Raw genomic sequence first — 26134 nt, forward strand, 5'->3', positions numbered from 1 at the left:
GCGCTGCCTCGCGCACCAGACACAAGTGAATCGAACGATGAAAAAACCGATTGCGATCATGCTCGCGTTGCTCGGCGCCCAGGCGGCGCTCGCCATGCCGCTCACCGTGCCGCAGATCCAGACCGCGTCGACGCAGACCACGCGCTACGACTGCAAGGACGGCAAAAGCGTGTCCGTTCAATACACGAACACGCGCAACCATCAGAGCTTCGCGGCGTTGACCGTCGACGGACGTAAGCTCCTGTTCGTCAACGTGATCGCGGGATCGGGCGCGAAATACGTCGCCGATCAATATACGTGGTGGACCAAGGGCCCGCAGGCGAATCTCTACGATGAGATGGCCGCGAAAGATTCGCCGCCGCTGCTCGCCGATTGCGAGGCGCGCAAGAAATAGGCGCGCCGCTTGCTGTACGCTCCGGGTGCGCTCTCGCGCCGCCGGAGCGCTTCGGCGCGCGGTGCTACAATGTGCGGCTTTCCGGCTGTAAAAATCGCGGCCGGATCGGGTCCAGAATTTCCGGCATCGCCGTTCGATGCCGCTTGAGCGGGCACTGGGCGTCGAGCGCCCGGCCGCTTTGGAAGACAGATCGCGCGATGCCGCGTGCCTTGAAGGCGTCATCGAAGCCGTGTTCCATCGGAACGCCGGCACGCGGATCGAAACAGAGCAATGAGCGGGGCGTGATGCTCGATTGACCGGCCGCCCCGTCCAGCGCGCGCACCTTGCGCTTGACCGACGCGCCGCGTGCACCAACGAAACCATCCGCGTAAGCAACCGATCGAGACGATCGACCGAAACAACCGACCGAGTTTTTTACGCGCGCCGCATCGTGCGGCATTTTAGCGAAAGCCAATATAGTCACCATGTCCGATTCCGTCGCCACGAACACGTCCACCGCACCGGCCGCAGCGCCGACGTTCGACCAGTTCGGTTTGTCCGCCGACATCCTGAAAGCGGTGCGCGAGTCCGGCTACACGACGCCCACGCCGATTCAGGCGCAGGCCATTCCCGTCGTCCTCGCGGGCCGCGACGTCATGGGCGCCGCGCAGACCGGCACCGGCAAGACCGCGAGTTTCTCGCTGCCCATCATCCAGCGGCTCTTGCCGAGCGCGAACACGAGCGCCTCGCCTGCGCGTCATCCGGTGCGCGCGCTGATGCTCACGCCGACGCGCGAGCTCGCTGACCAGGTCGCCGCCAACGTGCAGACTTACTCGAAGCACACGCCGCTGCGCAGCACGGTCGTGTTCGGCGGCGTCGACATGAATCCGCAGTCCGACGCGTTGCGCCGTGGCGTCGAGATCCTGATCGCGACGCCGGGCCGTCTGCTCGATCACGTTCAGCAGAAGACGGTGAATCTCGGTCAGGTTCAGATGCTCGTGCTCGACGAGGCCGATCGCATGCTGGACATGGGCTTTCTGCCCGATCTCCAGCGCATCCTGAATCTGCTGCCGAAGGAACGTCAGACGCTGCTGTTCTCGGCGACGTTCTCGCCGGAAATCAAGAAGCTCGCGTCCACGTATCTGCGCAATCCGCAGACGATCGAAGTCGCGCGCAGCAATTCGACGAATGCGAATGTGCGCCAGATCGTCTACGAAGTGCACGAGAGCGACAAATCCGGCGCAGTCGCGCAGCTCATCCGCGAGCGCGAACTGAAGCAGGTGATCGTTTTCTGCAATAGCAAGATCGGCGCGAGCCGCCTCGCGCGCGTGCTGGAGAAGGACGGCATCGTCGCGACGGCGATTCACGGCGACCGCTCGCAGAGCGAACGCATGCAGGCGCTCGACGCGTTCAAGCGCGGCGAGATCGAGGCGCTCGTCGCCACCGACGTCGCCGCGCGCGGTCTCGATATCGCCGAATTGCCGGCGGTCATCAACTTCGATCTGCCGTTCAACGCGGAAGATTACGTGCACCGCATCGGCCGGACCGGGCGCGCGGGCGCATCGGGCGATGCGCTGTCGCTGTGCAGCGCGAACGAGCGCAAGCAGCTCGCCGACATCGAGAAGCTGATCAAGCGTCCGCTCCAGGTCGAGCCGCTCGAAGTGACGATTCGCGCGCGCCGCGACGCATCGGCGCCGCGTCGTGACGAGCGATTCGGTCGACCGGAGCGCACGGAGCATCGGCATTCGCCGCGCGACGAGTCGGGTCCGCGCCGCCGCACGACGGGCACGCACGATCGCCCGCGCGGCCGTCAGCAGCCCATCGACGAATTTTTCCTAAAGCCGTACGAGCCGTCGCCCTCGGCGATGAAGCGTCAGGAAGAAACGGTCGAGTCCGAGCGCAAGAGCGCGCCGAAGCAGCCGCTCGCGGCGTTGCTCGGCGGTCTGGGCATGCCGCGCAAGTCGTGATTTTCGTTGCGCTTCGAATCGAAAGAGGCAGCCCGCGCGGCTGCCTTTTTTGCGTCTAGCGCGCGAAACGCTTCGCCCATTCCGCCGTTGCGGCGCTGTAGAACGTTTCCAGCGATGCGGCCGGCGCTTCGATGCCCAGATGCCGCGCCGCTTCGACGAGCGCATCGAGCGGCGCGTTGCGATCGAGCGGCGCCGCGCCCGTCTGCTTGCTCAGCTTTTCGCCGATGCCGTTGTTGACCACAGGCACATGCAGGTATTCCGGCGTCGGCACGCCAAGGCACTGCTGCAAGTAGATTTGCCGCGCGGTCGAATCGAGCAGGTCGGCGCCGCGCACGACGTGGGTGATGCCGGCATCGGCATCGTCGACGACGACCGCGAGCTGATAGGCCCACAGTCCATCGGCGCGTTTCAGCGCGAAATCGCCGACTTCGGTCGCGAGATCCTGCGTCTGCGCGCCTTGCCAGCGATCGACGAACCTGACGACTGCCGCGTCGCCGTCCGGCACGCGCAGCCGCCACGCGCGCGCGGGCTTGCCGTGCAGGCCGGTGCGGCACGTTCCCGGATAGGCGAGCGTCGCATGGCGCGCGTGGGCGTTCACCAGCGAGTCGGCGATTTCGCGGCGCGTGCAACCACACGGATAGATGAGACCCGTCGCCTGAAGACGCTCGAACGCGGCGCGATACGCGTCGCCGCGCGCGCTCTGCCAGACGGGCGGCTCGTCCGAGTGCATGCCGAAGTGTTCGAGCGTCGCGAGGATTTCATCGGCGGCGCCGGGAACCGTGCGCGGTGCGTCGACATCTTCGACGCGCACGATCCAGCGTCCGCCGTGCGCGCGCGCATCGAGAAAACTCGCGAGCGCGCTGACGAGCGAGCCCGCATGCAGCGGGCCGGTGGGTGAGGGCGCAAATCGTCCCCGATAAATCATTACGCGGCGGCGCCGACCTTCGCGTCGGGATGGCAAGCCGGGCACGTCTCGCCCGGCTTGTAGAACGGCGACTGCTGATCTTCGACCGACACCACCGCGCGGCAGCCGAAACATTGTGCGGTTGCGGTCGGCTGCAGGTTCGGATCGAGCGCCGTGCGGTAATCGAACACGAAGCACTCGCCGTTGTAGTGCGCGCCGCCGACTTCCTCGAAATACTTCAGAATGCCGCCTTCAAGCTGATAAACATGCTCGATGCCCACTTCCTTCATGTGAATCGCGGCTTTCTCGCAGCGAATCCCGCCGGTGCAGAACGACACGACCGTCTTGCCGTCCAGATCCGCCCGATTCTGCTCGATCACTTCAGGAAACTCGCTGAACTTCGTGATGCGGTAGTCGAGCGCGTTGTCGAACGTGCCGACATCGACCTCGAATGCGTTGCGCGTGTCGAGCATCACGACAGGACGGCCTTCGTCGTCGTGGCCGCGGTCGAGCCAGGCTTTGAGCGTGGGCGCGTCGACGGACGGCGCGCGGCCGAGTTCCGGCCTGATCGCGGGCTTCTTCATCGTGATGATTTCGCGCTTGAGCTTCACCAGCATGCGGCGAAACGGCTGCTTCGCGGAAAGGCTTTCCTTGAATTGCAGATCGGCGAAGCGGCCGCCGAAGAGCGCGTCCGTGCGGATGTAATCGATGAACTCGCGGACCTCGGCGACCGGCCCAGCGATGAACAGATTGATGCCCTCCGGCGCCAGCAGAATCGTGCCCTTCAGACCGAGCGCGTTGCAGCGTTCGGTGACGAGCGGCCGCCACGCGGGGCCGTCTTCGATGGTGACGAATTTATAGGCGGAGAGATTCAGGATGCTCATGATCGGATGACGCGCAAAACGGCTGTGACGGGTAAAAAGTGCGGGCGAAAATCGCGCGCAAAACACGTATTATCCCGCAAACGGCCCGCATCTTCGCCGGATTCCCGCTGACGCGTCGCGAAGCCTTGCGCACGCGCAATTCCGGGCGCGGCGCGGGCCTTATCCGTTCGGCTAACGTGCCCTTCGGCGCCGGTTCAGCCGATGGCCCGCATGTACAATACCGCCATGTCAGATCCCCGCTTCGTTCATCTCCGCGTCCACTCCGAATTCTCGATCGCCGACGGCATCGTGCGGCTGGACGACGTCGTCAAGGCTGCCGCAAAAGACGGGCAAGGCGCGCTCGCGCTGACCGATCTCGGCAACGCATTCGGTCTCGTGCGCTTCTATAAGGAAGCGCGCGGCATGGGCGTGAAGCCCATCGCCGGTTGCGACGTCTGGATTACCAATCCCGCCGATCGCGACAAGCCTTCGCGCCTCCTGTTACTCGTTCGCGACAAACAGGGCTACCTCAACCTGTGCGAGCTGTTGAGCCGCGCGTGGCTCACGAACCAGTATCGCGGCCGCGCCGAGGTGATGGTCGAATGGCTCGAAGAAGGGCTCGCAACGGGACTGCTCGCGCTTTCGGGCGCGCAGGGCGGAGATATCGGCATGGCGCTCGCGGCGGGCAACGTGCAATCCGCGCAACGCAACGCCGAGCGCTGGACGAAGCTCTTTCCGAACGCGTTCTACATCGAACTGCAGCGCGCCGGTCAGCCGGGCGAGCAGGCTTACGTGCAGGAAGCGGTCAAGCTCGCGGCGAAGCTGAAGTTGCCGGTCGTCGCGACGCATCCGATGCAGTTCATGACGCCCGACGACTTCACCGCGCACGAAGCGCGCGTGTGCATCTCCGAAGGCGATATCCTCGCGAATCCGCGTCGGCAGAAGCGCTTCACGCAGGACCAGTATTTCCGCACGCAGGACGAGATGTGCGCGCTCTTCGCGGACATTCCGTCGGCGCTCGCGAACACTGTCGAGATCGCGAAGCGCTGCAATCTGACGCTCGAACTCGGCAAGCCGAAGCTGCCGCTGTTCCCGACGCCCGACGGCATGTCGCTCGACGACTACCTCGTGCAGTTGTCGAAGGAAGGCCTCGAAGTCCGTCTGCAACAGCTTTATCCCGATGAAGCCGAACGCAGCGCGCAGCGCGAAACGTACTACGCGCGCCTCGATTTCGAATGCGGCACGATCATCAAGATGGGCTTTCCGGGCTACTTCCTGATCGTCGCCGACTTCATCATGTGGGCGAAGAACAATGGCGTGCCGGTCGGTCCGGGGCGGGGCTCGGGCGCGGGTTCGCTCGTCGCGTACGCGCTCGGCATCACCGATCTCGATCCGCTGCGCTACAACCTGCTGTTCGAGCGCTTCCTGAACCCGGAACGCGTGTCGATGCCCGACTTCGACATCGACTTCTGTCAGGAAGGGCGCGACCGCGTCATTCAGTACGTGAAGGGCAAGTACGGCGCGGATGCCGTGTCGCAGATCGCGACCTTCGGCACGATGGCGGCGAAGGCGGCGGTGCGCGACATCGGCCGCGTGCTCGATCTCGGCTACATGTTCACCGACGGCGTCGCGAAGCTGATTCCGTTCAAGCCGGGCAAGCACGTGACCATCGCGGACGCGATGAAGGAAGAGCCCACGCTTCAGGAACGCTTCGATTCCGAAGACGAAGTGCATCAACTGCTCGAACTCGCGCAGCGCGTTGAAGGGTTGACGCGTAACGTCGGCATGCACGCGGGCGGCGTGCTGATCGCGCCGGGCAAGCTCACGGACTTCTGCCCGCTCTACACGCAAGGCGAAGACGGCGGCGTCGTCAGTCAGTACGACAAGGACGACGTCGAAGCCGTCGGCCTCGTGAAGTTCGACTTTTTGGGCCTCACCACGCTGACGATTCTGGACTGGGCGGAGCGCTATATTCGCCGCCTCGATCCGTCGAAGAAGGACTGGAGCCTCGCGCAGGTTCCGCTCGACGATCCGGCCTCGTTCCAGATATTGAAGAAAGCGAACACCGTCGCCGTGTTCCAGCTGGAAAGCCGCGGCATGCAGGGCATGCTGAAGGACGCGCAGCCGGACCGCTTCGAGGACATCATCGCGCTGGTTGCGTTGTATCGGCCGGGCCCGATGGACCTGATCCCGAGCTTCTGCGCGCGCAAGCACGGGCGCGAGATCGTCGAATATCCGGATCCGCGCGTCGAACCTGTTCTGAAAGAGACCTACGGCATCATGGTCTATCAGGAGCAGGTGATGCAGATGGCGCAGATCATCGGCGGCTACTCGCTCGGCGGCGCGGACTTGCTGCGTCGCGCGATGGGCAAGAAAAAGCCCGAGGAAATGGCCAAGCATCGCGAGATTTTCGCGGAAGGCGCGGCGAAGAACGGCCTCACGCGCGAGAAGGCGGACGAGACCTTCGACCTGATGGAGAAGTTCGCCGGCTACGGCTTCAACAAGTCGCACGCTGCGGCGTATGCGTTGCTCGCGTATCACACGGCGTGGCTGAAGGCGCATCATCCGGCGGAATTCATGGCCGCCAACATGTCGCTCGCCATGGACGACACGGACAAGGTCAAGATCCTGTTCGAAGACTGCCTGGCGAACGGCATGGCGGTTTTGCCGCCCGATATCAACCAGTCGGCGTATCGCTTCGAACCGGTCGCGGAAGCCGATGGCAAGCGCTCGAAAACCATTCGCTACGGCCTTGGTGCGGTGAAAGGCAGCGGCCAGAACGCAATCGAAGAGATTCTGCGTGCGCGCGAAGACGGCCCGTTCGTCGATCTGTTCGACTTCTGCGAGCGCATCGACCGTCGTGTCGTGAATCGGCGCACGGTGGAAGCGCTGATCCGCGCGGGCGCGTTCGATTCGATTCACGCGAATCGCGCGCAGTTGCTCGCCTCCGTCCCGATGGCGATGGAAGCCGCCGATCAGGCCGCCGCCAACGCAATGCAAGCCGGCCTCTTCGACATGGGCGACGCGCCGCTCGCGAAGCACGAGTACGTCGACGAAGCCGAGTGGTCCGACAAGAAGCGTCTGCAGGAAGAAAAGACCGCGCTCGGCTTCTATCTGTCGGGCCATCTGTTCGATGCCTACAAGGGTGAAGTGCGCCGCTTCGTGCGCCAGAAGATCGGCGAGCTAAAGGAAGGGCGCGACAAGCTCATCGCGGGCGTGATCTCCGCCATGCGCACGCAGATGACCCAGCGCGGCAAGATGCTGATCGTGAATCTCGACGATGGCAGCGGCCAATGCGAAGTCACCGTCTTCAACGAGCAGTTCGAAGCGAACAAGGCGCTCTTCAAGGAAGACGAGCTGCTCGTCGTGCAGGGCATGGCGCGCAACGACGCGTTCACGGGCGGCATCCGTTTCACCGTCGATACGGCGATGGACCTCGAACGCGCGCGCAGCCGCTACGCGCAGTCGGTCAAGGTCGAGATGAACGGCAACGCCGATGCCTTGCGCCTGCGCCGCGTGCTCGAAGCGCATGCGGCGGGCGCGCAGGAAGCGCCGCCGCCCATGCCCGTGAAGGAGAACGGCCGCCAGCGTCAAAGCGCGCCGATTCCGAACGGCCTGAACGTGAGCATCGTCTATCGCAGCGAGCATGCCGAAGGCGAAGTGCGCCTCGGCGACGCGTGGCGCGTGAAGCCGACCGACGATCTCATCACGGCGCTGCGCGGCGAATTCGCGGGCAGCGCGATCGAAATCGTCTACTGATGCGGATCGGCATTTCGGCGAATGCGCTCAAGCATTCCGGCGGACTCGAACGCTACGCGATGGATCTCGTGCGCGGCCTCGCCGCCGCGGGCTTCGAAGGCAAGCGCAAGCCCGCGTTTTTCGCCCGCAAGATCGACACGTCGCTGCCCGAAAGCCGATTGATCGAGCCGCATCGCATCAAGGTGTCGTTTCTGCCGGGCAAGCTGCGCGACGCGTATTTCTCGTGGGCGCTCAAGCGTGCGCGCAAGAAGGCGAAGGTCGATGTGCTCATCGGCTGCAATCGCGTGGAAGGTTCCGAGATCGCCATTTGCGGCGGCACCCATCTCGGCTTCCTGCGCGCGACCGGGCGGCGCGAGAAACCCTCGGACACGCGGCAGATCGCACTGGAGCGGCGTCAATACGCGCACGCGAACGTGGTCGTCGCGCATTCGGACATGATGAGCGACGAGCTGCGCGCGTTGTATGGCGTGGATATCCGCAAGATTCGCGTGCTTTATCCGCCCGTCGACGGCGCGCGATTTTCGCCCGTCGGTGCCGCTGCGCGTGCGCGTCTGCGCGAACAGTTCGGCTTCGAACCGGATGAAACCGTGCTGCTGTTTCCGTCGAGCAGCCACGAGCGCAAGGGCTTGCCGCTGATCGAGAAGGCGCTCGCCGGGATGAACGTCGTGATCGCCGTCGCGGGCCGCGCGCCCGAGAAGCCGGCAGCGAACGTGCGCTATGTCGGCTACGCGAAGAACATCGAAGATGCGTATCGCGCGGCGGATTTCACCATTCTTGCGTCGAGCTACGAGCCATTCGGACTCGTCGGCATCGAATCGGTGATGTCCGGGACGCCGGTGATCTTCCCGGCGTGCATCGGCTGTTGCGACGCCATTGCAGATCACGCGAAGCACGTCTTCAAACCTGGCGACGCCGACGATCTGCGCCGCACGGTGCAGGAGGCGATCGAAGCGCGGCGCGACGCCCCGCGCGCGCTAGCCGGCGCGGTGCGCTATGACGCGAGCGTCGAGTCGCATGTGCGCGCTTTGCTCGATCTCGCGCGTGACATCGATGCGAAGCGCTGAGCCAATCAGCGCGCTTCGTTGAGATGCGCCAGCTTCAGGAACCGGTAGTAGACCGTCTGCGCGTTGAATAGCGCGATCATGAAGCCGGTTTTGCCGTCCAGAAAGCCGCGGCGCAGCACGTAAGTCCGCACGAACGCCCACGCGCCGCGCGACACCGCGATGCCGAAGCTGCCGCGCTTTCCGGCCGCGTGGCGTTGTTGCGCACCCGCCGTCGAGTAGGCGTCGAGCTTGCGCAATACCGCTTCGAAATCCTCGTAGGAGTAGTGCATCAGCTTGCCGGAAAGGCGCACGACGGGCTTGCCGGTCGACAGCACGAGCCGCTCGTGCACGAGATCGGGCGAGAAGCGCGCCGTGCCGCGCCGGAACAGGCGCGGAATCCAGTCGGGATACCAGCCGCTGTGCTTCACCCATGTGCCGCAGAAGCTCGACAGGCGGTCGACCGCGTAGACGTCGGCTTGCGGATCGGTGATCGCGGCGCGGATCGAAGCGGCCAGTTCGGGCGACACGATCTCGTCGGCGTCGATGGACAGCACCCAGTCGGTCGAGAGCGCGTCGAGCGCGCGGTTCTTCTGCGGGCCGAAGCCTGGCCAGTCGCGCGCCACGATCACGCGCGCGCGATGCGCCTCGGCGATGCCCACGGTCGCATCGCTGCTGCCGCCGTCGACGACGACGATTTCATCGGCGAAGGAAACGGCCTGCAGGCATTGCGCGAGCCGCGCGGCCGCGTTGTGGGTGATGATGGCGATGCCGAGGGTTGGAAATGTCATGGTGCCTTTCGAGTGGCGCTAGCGCCTTGTTGTTCTGCCGGGCGCGACGCTCGCGCGCTCATCCGCGCACATGCCACTTCACGAAGAAGAACGGGGAAAGCAGCCACGGACACGTCGCATAGACGAACATTTTGACGCGAAAGCCGAAGTCCACGTCTTTCGACGCCATGACGAGCGCGAGCTTGCGCGCGAGCGAGCGCTCGCCGAACATCGCGCTGACATAGCTTTCGCGCGCGGACTTCTTCGCGAGCAGCGCGCGCATCGGGCCGCCGACGCCCACTTTCTCGGCATCGCTCACGAGCTGGCTCGTTTCGCCCGTACCGTTGACGTTCGCCAGCTTGATGCGCGCGACGAAATCCGCGGGCGTGCGCCATTTGCGCTTTCTCGACAGTCCGCCGCGCCGGTACTGCACGAGCGGTTCATGCAGCGTATGAGCGCCGTGACTCATGATCGCGCGAAACGTCATGATCTGGTCCTCACCGTAGATGCCGGGCGCGATCGGCCCGAATTCGTTGAAGAGACGCCGCGCCCAGGCATGCGCCGCGCCGACGACGTGCGGCCGGTTCCGCGACCAGTCTTCGAAGGTGCGGTAGCCGTCGAGGTCGGTCACGCGCAGCACGCCGTGCGCATTGCCGTCGGCGTCGATATCCTGCAGGTCCGTCGCGACGAGGTCGTAGCGCCTGTCGCTCGCGAGCCAGTCGCGCATCACGCGCTCGACGCGCTCGGGGCGGGAGATATCGTCTCCCGCCGCGATGAAGAGCATTTCCCCCGATGCGCGTGCCGCGAGCGCGCTCAGATGCGCGCTGATGCCGAGATTCTTCTCGTTGCGATAGAGGCGCACGGTGTGCGGGCCGCGATAATCGCGCACGCAGCGTTCGGCGACAGAGAAGGTGCCGTCGGCGGAGGCGTCGTCGGAAATGAGGATTTCGAGCGGCGTCCAGGTTTGGGCCAGAGCGCCGCGGATGGCGTCGGCGACGGTTTCTTCCTGATTGAACGTGATGAGCAGGAGGCTGGCGAGCGGTGCGTCCGGCTCTGTTTTAGGTGTCGCTGGCATTTCGGATTCACAACGCATGGAATGACCGGCATGCCTTCCCGGCGCGAGTCAGGCGTTCCGTGAGCGAAGAGCGTGCCAGGCGGCAACGGCTATAATATCGCGGGTTTTCGGGGCGCGCGACCGGAACGGCCGGTCGAACCCATGTCAGGTTCATCGATTTGGAAAAAATTCTGCGTTATGTCATCGCCGGCATGGTTTTGCTGGCGCCCGCGACCACACTGATCGTGCGCGGTGGAACCGGTTACTGCTTTTTCCTGTTGCTCGCTATTGCGCTCTTTGCCGGATTCAGCAAGCCGTTTCGGCTGAAGGGCCGTCTGCTCGTCACCGCTTATCCGTGGTACACCGCAGCCATGCTGTGCTTCATGGTTTATCTGCCGCTGCAACAGGCGATCGAAGGCTACTATCTGCCGCGTGAATTCGACGGCCTTTCTCGTCTGGCGCTGAGCCTGCCTATTTTTCTGCTGCTCGTGAATCTCCCGGTCCGCTACCTGAAGGCGCTCGGCTGGGGTTGCGCGCTGGGCGCGATCGGCGCGGGCCTCTGGGCCGTCGACAGCAACCTGCACATGACGATCAACGATCTCAATCGTCTCGGCAACGACTATACGAATCCGATTCCCTACGGCAATACGGCGCTCCTGCTCGGCTTTCTCTCAGTGATGACGATGCGCTGGGACGACTACCCCAACGTGCTCGTAAAACGCGTCGGTATTGCGATCAAGCTTCTGGGGCTCGCGGGCGGCGTGTATGCATCCTACTTGTCCGGCACGCGCGGCGGATGGCTCGCGATCCCGCTGTTCCTCGTGCTGTGCTCGCTCAATTTCGGCTGGATCAGGCGGCGACGACATTGGCTCGCCGCGTTGCTGGTCGCGATCGTGGCGATGTCCGCCTTGCTCGCGTCGCCGCTCGGCCGCGAACGCGTGATGGCGACGCGCTCGGATCTCGTGATGCTTTCGGAAGGCTCGGGCGCCTACAGTTCCATCGGTGCACGTTTGCAGCTCTGGCGCGCGTCGATCCATCTGTTCGAGGCGCATCCGCTGCTGGGCGTCGGTAAGGGGCATCTGGAGGCGTCGCTGAAAGAGATGGCGAACAAGGGCGAAGTTCCGGGCTTCATCGTCAATCAGCGCGCGCATAGCGAGTTCTTTTCGACGATATCCGAACTCGGCGCGGTGGGCGTCGTCTGTCTGGCCTTGCTCTACTTCGGGCCGCTTCTGTATTTCGTGCGCTATCGGAAATCGCCGCAACGGGACGTTTCGACGGCCGCCTATTGCGGGATCGCGGTGTCGGGGTCGGTTATCATCTTCGGTTTGAGCATCGACGTGTTCACGGTGGTGATGAGCACGGCGCTCATCGCGCTTTTCTGGGCCGTGCTGCTCGCGGTCATCACACACGACACGCGCCAGCCGCAAGGCAACCCGGGCCGCGGTCCGATCGGCTGATCGGCGAGCCGTCCTGGCTGATGACCAAACCAACAAACCTTGCGCGACAGGCGATTCCGGCGCCGTGCGAAGTGGAGATACGCTCTTGAACAACCAGGCAAGTTTGCGCAAACCGATCGGCGGCGAGGAAAGCAGCTCGCCCATGGCCGTCATGAAACGGCTATGGCCGTATATCCGTCCGCTGCTCGGCATGGTGATGCTAGGCCTGCTGACGATGGGTATCGTCGCCGCGACCGAGGCCGGCATTCCGATGTTGCTCAAGCCGCTGCTCGACCATGGTTTCGGCTCGAAGAGCAGCGATCATGCGAAATGGCTCGTGCCTGCAGCGGTCATCGGCCTTGCGCTGGTGCGCGGCGGGGCACAATACGCATCGGGCTATTTTCTCTCCTACGTGACGAACAAGATCCTGCTGCAACTGCGGCTCGAAATGTTCCAGCGCATGATCCATACGAGCGCGGGCTTCTTTCAGCGCGAAACCGCGAGCACGGTCATCAACGCGATCGTCTTCGAGGTCAATCAGATCCTGAGCGTGCTGCAGAGCGTGGTCGTGACGCTCGTGCGCGATTCGCTCACGGTCGTGTTCCTGCTCGGCTATCTGTTCATCCTCAACTGGCGGCTCACGCTGATCGTCGCGGTGATCCTGCCGGCGATCGGCTGGCTCGTCAGCAAGATCAACCGCCGGCTGCGGCGCCTGAATCGCGAGCATCAGTCGTTGACGAACGATCTGTCGTATATCGTCGAGGAGACGGTCGGCGGCTACAAAGTCGTCAAGGTGCACAACGGCGAGCCGTACGAAATCGACCGCTTCACGGAGATGAGCCAGCGGTTGCGCGGCTACTCGATGCGCATGCAAGTCTCGGGTGGTCTCGCACAGCCGCTTACGCAGTTTCTCGCATCGATCGCGCTCGCCATCGTCATCACGATCGCGGTCGTACAATCGGCCAACGATCAGACGACGGTCGGCGGCTTCGTCGCGTTCGTCACGTCGATGCTGCTCGTGATCTCGCCGCTCAAGCATCTGATCGACATCAATCAGCCCTTGCAGCGCGGCATGACGGCGGCCGAGCTGATCTTCGGCCTGATCGACGAGCCGGCCGAGCCCGATGGCGGCGGCCGGCGTCTCGAACGCGCGCGCGGCGAAGTCGAATTCCGCGACGTGTCGTTCAGCTATGGCTCGGTCGACCGGCCGACGCTCGATCGCGTGTCGTTCAAGGTCGCGCCGGGCGAGATGGTCGCGCTCGCGGGCCCCTCTGGTAGCGGCAAGACGACGCTCGTGAATCTACTGCCGCGCTTCTTCGATCCGCGCGCCGGCCAGTTGCTCGTCGATGGCGTGCCGATCAGCGAGTACAACCTGCACGACCTGCGCGGCCAGCTCGCGATGGTCAGCCAGGACGTCGTGCTCTTCAACGATACGATCGCCGCGAATGTCGCGTACGGGCAGACGCCGGACCCCGAACGCGTGATGTCGGCGCTGACGGCGGCGAATCTCGCGGATGTCGTCGCGTCCTTGCCGGACGGAATCAACACGCTCGTCGGCGGCAACGGCATGCGTCTGTCGGGCGGGCAGCGCCAGCGTCTCGCGATCGCGCGCGCGATCTACAAGGACGCGCCGATCCTGATTCTCGACGAGGCGACCTCGGCGCTGGACTCGGAATCGGAGCGGCACGTGCAGTCGGCGCTCGAGACGCTGATGAAAGGACGCACGACGCTCGTCATCGCGCACCGGCTCTCGACGATCGAGCGCGCCGACCGCATCCTCGTGATGGAAGCGGGGAAGATCGCGGAGCAGGGCAGTCATGCGGAGTTGCTGCGCAAGGACGGCTTGTACGCGCATCTGCATCGGATTCAGTATCAGCAGCAGGCGGCGTGAGGCAGTCGGCCTCGCTCGAATGACTTTGGGCGAGGCTACATCAACACGATGTCGTATTGCTCTTGCGACAAATTACTCTCCACCTGCAGCGAAACCGGCTTCCCGATGAAGTCCATCAGCATCGCCAGATGCTGCGATTCCTCTTCCAGAAACAGATCGATCACCTGCTGCGAAGCCACCACGCGAAACTCGCGCGGATTGAATTGCCGCGACTCGCGCATGATTTCGCGCAGCACGTCGTAGCAGACGGTGCGCGGCGTCTTCACCTGACCTTTGCCCTGACACACCGGACACGGCTCGCACAGCACGTGAGCCAGTGACTCGCGCGTGCGCTTTCGCGTCATCTCGACGAGCCCGAGCTGCGAAAAGCCGTTCACGGTCACGCGCGTTCTGTCGCGCGAGAGCGCCTTCTTCAGCTCGCCCAGCACCTGATCGCGATGCTCGACATTCTCCATGTCGATGAAATCGATGATGATGATCCCGCCGAGATTCCTCAAACGAAGTTGCCGCGCGATCGTATGCGCGGCTTCGAGATTGGTCTTGAAGATCGTGTCGTCGAAGTTGCGCGCGCCGACATACCCGCCCGTATTCACGTCGATGGTCGTCATCGCTTCGGTCTGGTCGATCATCAGATAGCCGCCCGACTTCAGATCGACGCGCCGCGACAGCGCCCGCTGAATCTCCGCCTCGATGTTGTACAGATCGAAGAGCGGCCGCTCGCCGGTGTAATGATGCAGACGCGACGCCACCGCCGGCGTGAACTCCGCGGCGAAATCCGCGAGCATTTGAAACGTCTCGCGCGAATCGACCTGAATACGCGTGGTTTCGTCGTTGACGAAATCGCGCAGCACGCGTTGCGCGAGGTTCAGATCCTGATAGAGCAGCGTGGTGGGCGGCACGCGCTGCGCTTGCGCGACGATCGTCGCCCAGGTCTTGCGCAAGTACGCCACGTCGGCCGCGAGTTCTTCGCTCGTCGCGTCTTCGGCGATGGTCCGCACGATGTAGCCGCCTTTCTCGTCGGCGGGCAGGACGGCGGTCAGTCGCGCGCGCACGGCCTCGCGCTCCGCTTCGCTCTCGATCTTCTGGGAGATGCCGATATGCGGCTCCTGCGGCAGATACACCAGCGTGCGTCCCGCGATGCTCACCTGCGTCGACAGGCGCGCGCCCTTGGTGCCGATCGGGTCTTTCACGACCTGCACCATCAGCGACTGACCTTCGAAGACGATCTTTTCGATCGGCGTGTGCGGCTGTGAGTTATGCGGCTCGCCCGCGATGCGCGGATGCCAGATATCCGCCACATGAAGAAACGCGGCGCGCTCGAGACCGATGTCGATGAACGCGGACTGCATGCCCGGCAGCACGCGCACGACCTTGCCGAGATAGACGTTGCCGACGCGCCCGCGCGAAAGCGTGCGCTCGACGTGAAGCTCCTGAACGGCGCCTTGCTGAACCAGTGCGACGCGGCTTTCCTGGGGTGTGACGTTGATCAGGATTTCTTCGTTCATGGCCTGTTTAGAATGCGACGCGCGCCAGGCGCAAGAGAGCAGCGGTTTCGAAAAGGGGCAGACCCATGATACCCGAATAGGACCCGTCGATTCGCTCGATGAACTCGGCCGCGCGGCCCTGAATGCCGTACGCGCCCGCCTTGCCGAGCGGCTCGCCCGATGCCGCGTAGCGTTGCAGCGCAGCACGGTCGACGTTCGAAAAACGCACTTGCGAGCGCGAGAGCGCGGGTTCCAGCAACGCGCCATCGGCATCGACGACGGCGAGCGCCGTCAGCACTTCATGCTCGCGGCCTGCGAGGCGTTCGAGCATCGCGACGGCGTCTTCTTCGTGAAGCGGCTTGCCGAGAATCAGCCCGTCGATGGTGACGGTCGTATCGGCGACGAGAATCGGCGCGGACGCGAAGCCGCCGGCGAGCAATCGCGCGCGCGCGGCCTTTGCCTTTAACGCGCACACGCGCACGACGTACGCATCGGCGGCTTCGCCGGGCAACTCGGCTTCGAGCGCTTCGGCGTTTTCATCGGCACGGGGAAGAAGGAGTTCGAACTGCACGCCCAGTTGAAGAAGCAACTCCTGACGGCGTGGGCTTTGCGAGGCGAGATAAACGTAGGGATGAGTCGGCATCGTGATGTGGATTCGAATGACGCGCGGGGCATTCGATCCAGCGTCGAAGCACCCTCAAGCGCGATGATAGGGATGATTCTGCGTGATGCTCCACGCGCGGTAAAGCTGTTCGGCGAGCAGCACGCGCACCATGCCATGCGGCAACGTCAGGCTCGAAATGCGCAGCATCAGTTCCGCGCGCGATTTCACCTCCGGATGCAGCCCGTCCGCGCCGCCGATCACGAACGCGACGTCGCGCCCGTCCTGCTGCCAGCCGGGCAGGGCGTTCGCGAGTTGCATCGTGGTCCAGTCGCGGCCGCGTTCGTCGAGTGCGACGACGCGCGCGTTCTTCGGCAAGGCGGCTTCGATGCGCTGCTTTTCGGCCGCCATCACGCTCTCGGCATTGCGTCCCGACGAGCGCTGTTCCGGCTTGATCTCTTTGAGCTCGATGCGCAGTTCGGGCGGCATGCGCTTCGCGTATTCGTCGAAGCCATTCGTGATCCAGTCGGGCATCTTGTGTCCGACGGCGAGGATGACCAGCTTCATGAAACGAAGCGGTGTCAGTGCTTGCGCACGGTCTTCCGCGCGGGACGTTTGACGGCGGGCGCGTCGTCTTCGTCGTCCTCGTCTTCATCGGCGGTGACGCTCGCGCCGCCGAACATGTTCGGCCTTTGGAGCTTCACGCGCACGGGCTTGTCGCCCCAGACTTCCTCGAGGTTGTAGTACTGACGCAGAGCGGGTTGCAGGATGTGCACGACCGCGTCGCCGCAGTCGACCAGCACCCATTCGCCGATCTCTTCGCCTTCCGTGCTGACGATGTCGCCGCCCGCTTCCTTGACCTTCTCGCGCACGCTGTTGGCGAGCGCCTTGGTCTGGCGGTTGGACGTGCCGCTCGCCACGACCACGCGGTCGAAAAGCGACGTCAGATGGGTCGTGTTGAACACTTTGATGTCTTGCGCCTTGACGTCTTCGAGACCGTCGATGATCGCGCGTTGCAGCTTCTGAAGTTCCATAGTTACGATGTCTGGTACAGGTGATGTTGAACAATATAGTCCCATACGGCGGATGGGACCTGCGCGCGGGCGTCGGTCGCACCGTTCATCGAACGCGCTTCTTCGCGGATCGCCGTGGCGGATACGTCGAGTAGCAGCATTTCGTCGATGTGCATGTGACCGTGCGGACTCCCGCGCAAAACGTCGGGCGATGCGCGGCGCGCTTCGAATTCGGCCGCGACCGGGGCGGGCAGCGTCGCGACGTCGAAGCCGGCGCGCGTTTCCACGCAAATATGCGCGTAGTCGAAGAGCCGCTTCCACTGATGCCACGAATCGAGCTTGACCAACTGGTCCGCGCCCATCAAGAGCGTGATCGACGCGTCCGCGCCTTCGCGCTCGCGCCAGTGCGCGAGCGTGTCGACGGTGTACGTGTCGCCGTGGCGGTCGATCTCATCGGTGGCGACGACGATCTGCACGCCATCGAGCGAAAGCGATGCCGCCGCCGCACGCGTCATCGCCAGCCGATGCTCCGGCGCCGATACGCCCGCCTTCTGCCACGGCTGTCCGGCGGGCAGCAGTACGAGCTCGGTCAGTTGCAGCAACTCGACGAAGCGCCGCGCGAGCGCGAGATGCCCGTTGTGGATCGGATCGAATGTGCCGCCGAGCAGGCCGACGCGCTTGGCGCAGGGCGTCACAGCCATTCCCGGCGCACCAGAAAGTCTTCGTACAGCCGCGCTTCCGGCGTGCCGGGCGCGGGCTTCCAGTCATAGCGCCAGTTCGCGACGGGCGGCATCGACATCAGAATCGATTCGGTGCGTCCGCCGCTTTGCAGGCCGAAGTGCGTGCCGCGGTCGAACACGAGATTGAACTCGACATAACGCCCGCGCCGATACGCCTGAAACTCGCGCTCGCGCTCCGTGTAGGGCGTGTCGCGGCGTCGTTCGATGACCGGCAGATACGCCTTCAGGAACGCATCGCCGACGCTTCGCATCATCGCGAACGAGCGCTCGAAGCCCGGCTCCGAGAAATCGTCGAAGAAAATTCCGCCGATGCCGCGCTGCTCGTTGCGATGCTTCAAATAGAAGTACTCGTCGCACCAGGTCTTGAAACGCGGATACAACTCCGCGCCGAACGGATCGAGCGAATCGCGGCAAACCTGATGGAAATGCCGCGCGTCTTCCTCGTAGCCGTAGATCGGCGTGAGATCCATGCCGCCGCCGAACCAGAAGATCGGCGCTTCGCCGTCTTTGGTCGCCGTGAGCATACGCACGTTCATGTGCACGGTCGGGCAGTGCGGATTGCGGGGATGCATGACGAGCGAGACGCCGAGCGCCTCGAAACCGCGTCCGGCGAGTTGCGGACGCGCCGCGCTCGCCGAGGGCGGCAGCGCGTCGCCTTGCACATCCGAAAAGCCGATGCCGCCGCGCTCGAAGAATCCGCCGCCTTCGAGGATGCGCGTCACGCCGCCGCCGCGCAGATGCGCGCCGGGCTCGCGGGTCCAGGCGTCGGTAGCGAAGGCGGTGCCGTCGAAGGCGCCGAGCGCATCGGCGATGCGCGTCTGCAGGCCCCTCAGATAATCGCGAACGGCGGCGATATCGTGGGCTGCGTCGGATTGTGTGCGTTGTTCCGCGCTGCGGTTCGGTTCACTCATCGATTGCTGCGTGCGCCCCTGTGGGCGGCCTTGAATGGCAGGGGTTAACCCTTCGTATCGAAACTCTCAAAAGCACGCTGCCGGACACGAGGTCCGGCAGCGCGGGTGCTTGGGCGGCGTGCGCCGCGCCGTGTCAGTGCTTGTCGCCGGGTTTTTCCGCCGTCTGCTTGCGATTCAGCGCGCGATAGCCGATGTCGCGCCGATACTGCATGCCGTCGAACGAGATCTGGTTGACTGTATCGTAGACCACGGATTGCGCGCCGCGCACGGAATCCGCCAGGCCGACGACGCACAGCACGCGCCCGCCCGAGGTCGTGAGCTTGCCGTCGGTGAGCGTCGTGCCGGCATGGAAAGTGACCGAATTCTCGGTTTCCGCGGGAATGCCGCTGATGCGGTCGTCCTTGCGCGGCGTATCCGGATAGTTATGGGCCGCGAGCACCACGCCGAGCGCGGTGCGGCGGTCCCAGTCCAGATCGACGGTGTCGAGCTTGCCGTCGATCGCCATTTCCACGACCTTCGAGAAATCGCCCTTCAGGCGCGCCATGATCGGCTGCGTCTCGGGGTCGCCCATGCGGCAGTTGAACTCGAGCGTTTTCGGATTGCCGTTCGCGTCGATCATCAGGCCGGCGTACAGGAAACCGGTAAAGCGGATGCCTTCGCTTTCCATGCCGCGCACCGTCGGCTGGATGATTTCGCGCATCACGCGCGCGTGCAGTTGCGGCGTGACGATCGGCGCGGGCGAGTACGCGCCCATGCCGCCGGTGTTCGGGCCCTTGTCGCCGTCGAGCAGGCGCTTGTGGTCCTGGCTCGACGCGAGCGGCAGGACGTGCTTGCCGTCGACCATCACGATGAAGCTCGCTTCCTCGCCCGCCAGAAACTCCTCGATCACCACGCGCGCGCCGGCGTCGCCGAGCTTGTTGTCGGCGAGCATCGAATCGACGGCGGCGTGCGCTTCTTCCAGCGTCATCGCGACGACGACGCCCTTGCCGGCGGCGAGGCCGTCCGCCTTGATGACGATCGGCGCGCCTTTGGCGTCGATGTAGGCGTGCGCGGCGGCGAGCTCGGAAAACGTCTCGTATTCGGCGGTCGGAATGTTGTGGCGCTTCATGAACGCCTTCGCGAAGTCCTTCGAGCTTTCGAGCTGCGCGGCTTCCTTGCTCGGGCCGAAGATTTTCAGCCCGCGCGAACGGAACAGATTGACGATGCCCGCGGCGAGCGGCTGTTCCGGCCCTACGAGCGTGAACGCGACATGTTCCTTCTCGACGAAATCGGCGAGTTCCGCCGGATCCGTGATGTCGACGTTGCGCAGGCGCTCGTCCTGCGCGGTGCCGCCGTTGCCCGGCGCGACATAGACGATCTGCACGCGCGGCGATTGCGCGAGCTTCCAGGCCAGCGCATGTTCGCGGCCGCCGGAACCGACGACGAGTAACTTCATGTGAATCCCCGAAATCCTGACAAAAAGCGGCTTGAGAAAAAGCGGCGGGCGCATCGACCGTAAAGCGCGCGTATGACACTCGTCATGGCGTCGCGAAGGCGGCTCGCGCTGACATCGGCTGCGTCACGCGCCTTCCTCGGGCGATGCCGCGCCGCGAAGGCCGTGCGGCGCTGCTCCGGCATGGCAGCCGAAGCGAAAGATGTTCCATGCGAGGCCGCGGCGGACTTCGATGCCGCCGCGCCCCTGCGCTACGAAGCTCGGAAAGCTCAGTCTTCGTTGATCGCGGCGTTTGTATAGACTTCCTGCACGTCGTCGAGATTTTCGAGCGCGTCGAGCAGTTTTTGCATTTTCACTGCGTCGTCGCCGCTGAATTCGACTTCCGTCTGCGGTTTCATCGTCACTTCGGCGAGTTCCGCCTTGAAGCCCGCGGCTTCGAGCGCGTCCTTCACCTTCTGGAAATCGTTCGGCGGGCAGACCACTTCGATGCTGCCGTCCTCGTTCGTCACGACGTCGTCCGCGCCGGCTTCGAGCGCGGCGTCCATCAGCTTGTCTTCCGGCGTGCCGGGCGCGAACAGGAACTGGCCGACGTGATCGAACATGAACGACACCGACCCGTCCGTGCCCATGTTGCCGCCGAACTTCGAGAACGCGTGGCGCACTTCCGCGACGGTGCGGGTGCGGTTGTCCGTCATCGTGTCGACGATGATCGCCGCGCCGCCGATACCGTAGCCTTCGTAGCGGATTTCCTCGTAGTTCGCGCCATCGACGCCGCCGGTGCCGCGCTGGATCGCGCGGTTGATGTTGTCCTTCGGCATGTTGGCGTCGTAGGCCTTGTCGACGGCGAGGCGCAGCCGCGGGTTCGAATCGATCTCGCCGCCGCCCATGCGCGCCGCGACCTGGATTTCCTTGATGAGGCGCGTCCAGACCTTGCCTTTCTTCGCGTCGGCCGCGGCTTTCTTATGCTTGATGTTGGCCCATTTCGAATGACCCGCCATTACCTTTCTCCATCGCGCGCGGACCTGCCGGGCGCCTAGTGTGCTGTCGTGCTGAATGTGTCTGTCTGCCGCGCGCTGCTCGGCCGCGGTCGGGTTCGCTCGGGGATCGTTTCGATCCGGCCTGACCCGAATAGGAACAGACCGAAATTTTAGCATGGCGTCGTGCGCTCTCAATGCCGAGTGGCACGGGCCGGAACGCGAAAATCGGCGCAAACCGTGCGAAATTCCGTCGAATCGCGTGGAATTCGCGCGAACGAAGCCGTAAACGCAAACCGCCGCGCAGAATCGCGCGGCGGCTGGAATGGTTCCGGCGAACGCTTAATTCCTCGTGCCGAAGAGACGGTCGCCCGCGTCGCCGAGACCCGGAACGATATACGCATGCTCGTTCAGATGCGAATCGAGCGACGCGACATACAGCTTCACATCCGGATGCGCGTCCTGGAACACCTTCACGCCCTCGGGCGCGGCGACCAGTGCGACGAAAATGATGTTTTCGGCTTGCACGTTGCGGCGCTTCATCACGTCGACGGCGTGCACCGCCGAGTAGCCCGTCGCGACCATCGGATCGCACAGAATGAAGACGCGCTCTTCGAGATCGGGCGGCAGACGCACGAGATACTCGACCGGACGATGATCGTCCGCGCGATACACGCCGATATGCCCGACACGCGCCGAGGGCACGAGATCCAGCAGGCCGTCCGACATGCCGATGCCCGCGCGCAGCACCGGCACGATCGCGAGCTTCTTGCCGGCGATCACCGGCGCGTCGATCCCGACGAGCGGCGTTTCCACGCGCTTGGTCGTAAGCGGCAGATTGCGCGTGATTTCGTAGCCCATCAGCAGCGTGATTTCGCGCAGCAGCTCGCGGAACGTGCGCGTCGACGTGTCCTTGTCGCGCATGTGAGTGAGCTTGTGCTGGATCAGCGGATGATCGGTGATGAAGAGATTGGGAAAGCGGCTGTCTTGTTTCATGGGTCTCGCGCGCGGCGCGTCCTGCTCGTGTGATGTTCTGCCTCTGACGCTCGGGGAGCGGACAGTGGCGACAGTTTACCCAAAAGCCCGCGCACGCCTAAGAAGATTCGCGCGGGCCTTGGCGTTTCCGCCGCCGACGTTGCTGCCCCGATTCTTCTAGAATTGCGCGAAGACGTCACGATCTGTGACGAAAGACAACTGGAGGAAAGACGATGGATATGGGAATCGCGGGCCGCACCGCGTTGGTATGCGCGGCGAGCAAGGGCCTGGGACGCGGCTGCGCCGAAGCGCTCGCCGCCGAAGGCGTGAATCTCGTCATCACCGCGCGCACGGCGGAAACGCTCGAAGCGACGGCAGCGCACATCCGCTCGACTTACGGCGTCACCGTGACGACCGTCGCGGGCGACATCACGACGCCCGAAGGCCACGCCGCCGCGCTCGCCGCCTGTCCCGCGCCGGACATTCTCGTCAACAACGCGGGCGGGCCGCCGCCGGGCGACTTCCGCACTTTCACGCACGAGATGTGGATCAAGGCGCTCGAAGGCAACATGCTGACGCCGATCGAGCTCATCAAGGCGACCATCGACGGGATGATCGAGCGCGGCTTCGGGCGCGTCGTGAACATCACGAGTTCGTCGGTGAAGGCGCCGATCGACGTGCTGGGTCTCTCGAACGGCGCGCGCTCGGGCCTGACCGGTTTCGTCGCCGGCGTCGCGCGCAAGGTCGCATCGACGGGCGTCACGATCAACAATCTCCTGCCGGGCACGTTCGACACCGACCGTATCGCCGTGACGATGGAAGCGCAGGCGAAGGCGCAGAACATTTCGATCGACGAAATGCGGGCGCGCCGTGCGCAAAGCCTGCCCGCGGGCCGCTTCGGCACATCGGAGGAATTCGGCAAGGCATGCGCGTTCCTCTGCAGCGTGCATGCGGGCTACATCACCGGTCAGAATCTGCTGATCGACGGCGGCGCTTATCCCGGCACCTACTGAGACGGAGCCTCTGATGACCACACGCGTCGCGCTCATCGCGCACGACATGAAGAAGGACGACATCGTCACGCTGGCGGGCGAGTTCGTCGACACGCTCGCGCAATGCAATCTCGTCGCGACCGGCACGACCGGCGGACGCATCGCGGCGGCGCACGGGCTGGAGATCGAGCGCAAGCTGTCCGGCCCGCACGGCGGCGACCTGCAGATCGGCGCGGAACTGGCGGAAGGGCGCGTGAACATCGTGATCTTCCTGCGCGACCCGATGACGCCGCAGCCGCACGAGCCCGACATCAACGCGCTCGTGCGCGCCTGCGACGTGCACAACGTGCCGTGCGCGACCAACATCGCGACGGCGCGCATGATTCTCGACGACTTGCGTCTGCGCTTCGCGCGGGCGTCCTGAAGATCAAAGGAGACGAACGAGCGATGACCAAGGCAATCCGATTCGACAAGGCAGGCGGCCCCGAAGTCATGAAGTGGGTCGACGTGGACGTGGGCGCGCCGGGCAAGGGCGAAATCCGCGTGAAGCATCATGCGGTGGGCCTCAATTTCATCGACGTGTACTTTCGCACTGGCCTGTATCCGATGCCGCTCCCGGGCGGCCTCGGCATGGAAGCGGCCGGCGAGGTGACGGCGGTGGGCGAGGGCATCACGCAGTTCAAGCCGGGCGATCGCGTCGCCTATGCGTCGCGCCCGCCGGGCGCCTATGCGGAAGAGCGCGTGATGTCGGCGGATTACGTCGTCAAGCTGCCCGATTCGATCGGCTACGAAGATGCCGCGTCGATCATGCTGCAGGGTTTGACCGCGCAATATCTGCTGCGCCGGACGTATCGCGTGAAGGCGGGCGACACGGTGCTGATCCACGCGGCGGCCGGCGGCGTCGGCATGCTCGCGTGTCAGTGGGCGAAGGCGCTCGGCGCGACGGTGATCGGCACGGTCGGCTCCGACGAGAAAGCCGAGCTCGCGAAGGCGCACGGCTGCGATCATCCGATCGTCTACACGCGCGAGAATTTCACGCAGCGCGTGCGCGAGATCACGAACGGTGCGGGCGTGCCTGTCGTCTACGATTCGATCGGCAAGGACACGTATATCGCGTCGCTAGATTGCCTGTCGCCGCTTGGGCTTTTCGTGAGCTTCGGCAATTCGTCGGGCCCGTTGCCGCCGCTCGATTCGTCGGAGCTGGCCGGTCGCGGCTCGCTGTATTTCACGCGGCCGACGCTTTTCAGCTACATCGCCAAACGCAGCGATCTCGACACGATGGCGGCGGAACTGTTCGATGTCGTGTCGTCGGGGAAAGTGAAGACGAACGTGCGCCAGCGTTATCCGCTGTCGGAAGCGGCGCGCGCGCACGAAGACCTCGAAGCGCGCAGGACGACCGGCTCGACGATTCTTCTGCCGTGAAGCGACGCGAAACCGCGCGGACGGCTATCCGATGAGCGAGCCGTCCTTTACCGTCGTCCTGATCGAGGATGAGAAGCAGATTCGGCGCTTCGTGCGCGTGTCGCTCGAAGCGCAGGGCATGACGGTCCACGAAGCGGACACCGGTCAGAAAGGTCTCGTCGAAGCCGCGACGCGCAAGCCCGATCTCGTGATCGTCGATCTCGGCCTGCCGGACACCGACGGCATCGACGTGATCCGCGAACTGCGCGGCTGGACCGCGCTGCCGATCATCGTGCTGTCGGCGCGCACGCAGGAGGAGGAGAAAGTCGCCGCGCTCGATGCCGGCGCCGACGATTACCTCACGAAGCCCTTCGGCGTTTCCGAGCTGATGGCGCGGATTCGCGCGCATTTGCGGCGGCGCAATCAGGCGTCCGCGAGCGAGACGCCGGTCGTGACTTTCGGCGATGTGACCGTCGATCTCGCGCTGCGCCGCGTCACGAAGCACGCCGAAAACGTGCATCTGACGCCGATCGAATACCGGCTGCTATCGACGCTCGTGCGTCACGCGGGGCGAGTGCTGACGCATCGGCAATTGCTGGTGGAAGTGTGGGGGCCGTCGCATGTCGAAAGCCCGCATTATCTGCGCATTTACATGGCGCATCTGCGGCAGAAGCTGGAGCGCGATCCCGCGCAGCCGGAACATATCGTGACCGAGACGGGCGTGGGTTACAGGCTCGTCGGCGTGGCGTGACGGACCGCGCTGAGCGAAGCGAGCGCGGTATCGATCGGCACGTCGCCGCCGACGAACGCGATCAATCGGTCGCGGATGCCGAGCGTCACACATCGCACGGCGATGCGCGCGACGTCGGCGCGTGCGACTTCGGGCGTGTGTTCAGTGAGTTCGTCGGCGAGCGCGATGGTCCCGCGCGGCGGCGCGTCCGATAAAGGCCCTGGCCGAAGAACCGCGAACGGCACACCGCGATGCGCGACGTATTCGTCGGCTTCGCGCTTCATCCGCGAGTAATGGCGCAATGCAAAACTGCTTCGCGCCGGATGAAGTGCGGATAGCGCGCTCACGACGACGAGCTGCTGCACGCGGCGGCGCCTGGCGTAATCGGCGGTGCGCATGACGGCATCGCGATCGATCGCGCGTTCCTCGTTGACGCCTTCGTTGTCCGCCGATCCGGCTGCGTAGATCACATGCGTGATGTCATCGAAGGCGTGAGAAAAGTCGTTGGTGAGATCGCCTAGCAGGATTTCGGCGCCCATCGCCGCGAACTCGCTCTTGTGCGCGGATTTGCGCAGCATTGCGCGGAATGGCATGGCTTGCCGATGCAATCGCTCGGCGATGAGGCGGCCCGTGCGGCCGTGGGCGCCGATCAGCAGAACCTTCAGCGAGTTCATGTGCGGAAGTCTCCTTTGCTTGCGGTTCCTTTTTTTTTGGTCGGTGGCTTCGGCTTTCGCCGGATCCCGGTTTCGTGTCGGTCTATTAACGTTGCCCCTGTGCGGGGCGGCACCTACTTTCTTTGCTGCTGCAAAGAAAGTAGGCAAAGA

The 26134-nt window shown here is 64.4% G+C and carries 25 protein-coding genes; 10 read left to right on the top strand and 15 right to left on the bottom strand.

The genetic code is table 11. The annotated features are described in order from the left end of the window. The first annotated feature begins 37 nt into the window (after positions 1 to 37). Entirely contained in the window at positions 38 to 394 is a 357-nt protein-coding gene (locus tag NCS67_RS03940; RefSeq protein ID WP_008350649.1) for an MliC family protein, read from the top strand. Positions 395 to 458: 64 nt separating this feature from the next. On the opposite strand, the gene NCS67_RS03945 is transcribed toward NCS67_RS03940, so the two are convergent. Then, positions 459 to 860, bottom strand: coding sequence for a hypothetical protein (locus NCS67_RS03945; RefSeq protein WP_244807849.1), 402 nt, complete (start codon positions 858 to 860; stop codon positions 459 to 461). On the opposite strand from NCS67_RS03945, the gene NCS67_RS03950 reads away from it, so the two are divergent. Beyond that, positions 859 to 2340, top strand: a complete 1482-nt coding sequence (locus NCS67_RS03950; protein WP_008350648.1) for a DEAD/DEAH box helicase — start codon at positions 859 to 861, stop codon at positions 2338 to 2340. The genes NCS67_RS03945 and NCS67_RS03950 overlap by 2 nt on opposite strands. Positions 2341 to 2395: 55 nt before the next feature. Here the strand turns inward: NCS67_RS03950 and gluQRS are convergent, their stop codons facing one another. Together gluQRS and NCS67_RS03960 are read right to left on the bottom strand one after the other, a co-directional pair. Then, positions 2396 to 3265 carry a tRNA glutamyl-Q(34) synthetase GluQRS gene (gene gluQRS, locus NCS67_RS03955; protein WP_008350646.1) on the bottom strand — a complete coding sequence of 290 codons (870 nt, stop codon included), beginning with the start codon at positions 3263 to 3265 and terminating at the stop codon, positions 2396 to 2398. Further along, entirely contained in the window at positions 3265 to 4128 is an 864-nt protein-coding gene (locus NCS67_RS03960; RefSeq protein ID WP_008350644.1) for a sulfurtransferase, read from the bottom strand. Before NCS67_RS03960 ends, gluQRS begins: the two co-directional genes overlap by 1 nt. Before the next feature lie 210 nt (positions 4129 to 4338). On the opposite strand from NCS67_RS03960, the gene dnaE reads away from it, so the two are divergent. Together dnaE and NCS67_RS03970 are read left to right on the top strand one after the other, a co-directional pair. Next, positions 4339 to 7866, top strand: a complete 3528-nt coding sequence (gene dnaE / locus NCS67_RS03965; RefSeq protein ID WP_033536668.1) for a DNA polymerase III subunit alpha — start codon at positions 4339 to 4341, stop codon at positions 7864 to 7866. Beyond that, positions 7866 to 8930, top strand: a complete 1065-nt coding sequence (locus tag NCS67_RS03970) for a glycosyltransferase family 4 protein (RefSeq protein ID WP_250434306.1) — start codon at positions 7866 to 7868, stop codon at positions 8928 to 8930. The genes dnaE and NCS67_RS03970 overlap by 1 nt, the downstream gene beginning before the upstream one ends. Before the next feature lie 5 nt (positions 8931 to 8935). On the opposite strand, the gene NCS67_RS03975 is transcribed toward NCS67_RS03970, so the two are convergent. Beyond that, positions 8936 to 9697, bottom strand: coding sequence for a glycosyltransferase family 2 protein (locus NCS67_RS03975; RefSeq protein WP_008350638.1), 762 nt, complete (start codon positions 9695 to 9697; stop codon positions 8936 to 8938). Positions 9698 to 9755: 58 nt separating this feature from the next. Continuing rightward, positions 9756 to 10751, bottom strand: a complete 996-nt coding sequence (locus NCS67_RS03980) for a glycosyltransferase family 2 protein (protein WP_250434308.1) — start codon at positions 10749 to 10751, stop codon at positions 9756 to 9758. A gap of 158 nt (positions 10752 to 10909) precedes the next feature. On the opposite strand from NCS67_RS03980, the gene NCS67_RS03985 reads away from it, so the two are divergent. Both NCS67_RS03985 and msbA read left to right on the top strand, forming a co-directional pair. Further along, the gene (locus tag NCS67_RS03985; RefSeq protein WP_250434310.1) at positions 10910 to 12187 is read left to right on the top strand and encodes an O-antigen ligase family protein; all 1278 of its coding nucleotides are present in this window, start codon (positions 10910 to 10912) and stop codon (positions 12185 to 12187) included. Between the two features lie 142 nt (positions 12188 to 12329). Beyond that, positions 12330 to 14057 (top strand): lipid A export permease/ATP-binding protein MsbA, encoded by a 1728-nt coding sequence (gene msbA, locus NCS67_RS03990; RefSeq protein WP_502801846.1) that lies wholly within the window; start codon positions 12330 to 12332, stop codon positions 14055 to 14057. 35 nt (positions 14058 to 14092) lie between these two features. Here msbA and rng read toward each other — a convergent pair whose 3' ends face one another. The 9 genes from rng to upp form a co-directional block, all read right to left on the bottom strand. Further along, positions 14093 to 15562, bottom strand: a complete 1470-nt coding sequence (rng, locus tag NCS67_RS03995; protein WP_008350634.1) for a ribonuclease G — start codon at positions 15560 to 15562, stop codon at positions 14093 to 14095. Positions 15563 to 15569: 7 nt separating this feature from the next. Continuing rightward, positions 15570 to 16184 (bottom strand): Maf family protein, encoded by a 615-nt coding sequence (locus NCS67_RS04000; RefSeq protein ID WP_008350633.1) that lies wholly within the window; start codon positions 16182 to 16184, stop codon positions 15570 to 15572. 54 nt (positions 16185 to 16238) lie between these two features. Next, positions 16239 to 16709, bottom strand: a complete 471-nt coding sequence (gene rlmH, locus NCS67_RS04005; RefSeq protein ID WP_008350632.1) for a 23S rRNA (pseudouridine(1915)-N(3))-methyltransferase RlmH — start codon at positions 16707 to 16709, stop codon at positions 16239 to 16241. Between the two features lie 14 nt (positions 16710 to 16723). Further along, the gene (rsfS, locus tag NCS67_RS04010) at positions 16724 to 17176 is read right to left on the bottom strand and encodes a ribosome silencing factor (protein WP_008350631.1); all 453 of its coding nucleotides are present in this window, start codon (positions 17174 to 17176) and stop codon (positions 16724 to 16726) included. Positions 17177 to 17178: 2 nt separating this feature from the next. Continuing rightward, a complete protein-coding gene (locus NCS67_RS04015) occupies positions 17179 to 17856 on the bottom strand; it encodes a nicotinate-nucleotide adenylyltransferase (RefSeq protein WP_008350630.1) in 678 nt (225 codons plus the stop codon). Then, positions 17847 to 18806 (bottom strand): oxygen-dependent coproporphyrinogen oxidase, encoded by a 960-nt coding sequence (hemF, locus tag NCS67_RS04020; protein WP_008350629.1) that lies wholly within the window; start codon positions 18804 to 18806, stop codon positions 17847 to 17849. Before hemF ends, NCS67_RS04015 begins: the two co-directional genes overlap by 10 nt. Before the next feature lie 133 nt (positions 18807 to 18939). Next, positions 18940 to 20241 carry a phosphoribosylamine--glycine ligase gene (gene purD / locus NCS67_RS04025; RefSeq protein WP_008350628.1) on the bottom strand — a complete coding sequence of 434 codons (1302 nt, stop codon included), beginning with the start codon at positions 20239 to 20241 and terminating at the stop codon, positions 18940 to 18942. Positions 20242 to 20507: 266 nt separating this feature from the next. Then, positions 20508 to 21236 (bottom strand): YebC/PmpR family DNA-binding transcriptional regulator, encoded by a 729-nt coding sequence (locus NCS67_RS04030; RefSeq protein ID WP_008350627.1) that lies wholly within the window; start codon positions 21234 to 21236, stop codon positions 20508 to 20510. Positions 21237 to 21554: 318 nt separating this feature from the next. Continuing rightward, complete coding sequence (gene upp / locus NCS67_RS04035) at positions 21555 to 22208, bottom strand: uracil phosphoribosyltransferase (protein WP_008350624.1); 654 nt, start codon at positions 22206 to 22208, stop codon at positions 21555 to 21557. A 212-nt stretch (positions 22209 to 22420) separates the two neighbouring features. On the opposite strand from upp, the gene NCS67_RS04040 reads away from it, so the two are divergent. From NCS67_RS04040 to kdpE, 4 genes are read left to right on the top strand one after another with little or no spacing between them, the layout of a single operon-like run. Then, entirely contained in the window at positions 22421 to 23200 is a 780-nt protein-coding gene (locus tag NCS67_RS04040; RefSeq protein WP_008350622.1) for an SDR family oxidoreductase, read from the top strand. 13 nt (positions 23201 to 23213) lie between these two features. Then, on the top strand, positions 23214 to 23603 hold the full coding sequence (locus tag NCS67_RS04045) for a methylglyoxal synthase (protein WP_008350620.1): 390 nt from the start codon (positions 23214 to 23216) through the stop codon (positions 23601 to 23603). Positions 23604 to 23626: 23 nt separating this feature from the next. Further along, on the top strand, positions 23627 to 24601 hold the full coding sequence (locus NCS67_RS04050; protein ID WP_008350618.1) for a quinone oxidoreductase family protein: 975 nt from the start codon (positions 23627 to 23629) through the stop codon (positions 24599 to 24601). Positions 24602 to 24632: 31 nt separating this feature from the next. Continuing rightward, complete coding sequence (kdpE, locus tag NCS67_RS04055; protein WP_250434315.1) at positions 24633 to 25331, top strand: two-component system response regulator KdpE; 699 nt, start codon at positions 24633 to 24635, stop codon at positions 25329 to 25331. Here the strand turns inward: kdpE and NCS67_RS04060 are convergent. After that, positions 25307 to 25984 (bottom strand): SDR family oxidoreductase, encoded by a 678-nt coding sequence (locus NCS67_RS04060; RefSeq protein WP_008350614.1) that lies wholly within the window; start codon positions 25982 to 25984, stop codon positions 25307 to 25309. The two genes, kdpE and NCS67_RS04060, sit on opposite strands and share 25 nt — an antisense overlap. Positions 25985 to 26134 lie beyond the last annotated feature (150 nt).

This window comes from Caballeronia sp. ATUFL_F2_KS9A (assembly GCF_023630765.1).
GTDB classification, from domain to species: Bacteria; Pseudomonadota; Gammaproteobacteria; order Burkholderiales; family Burkholderiaceae; genus Caballeronia; species Caballeronia zhejiangensis.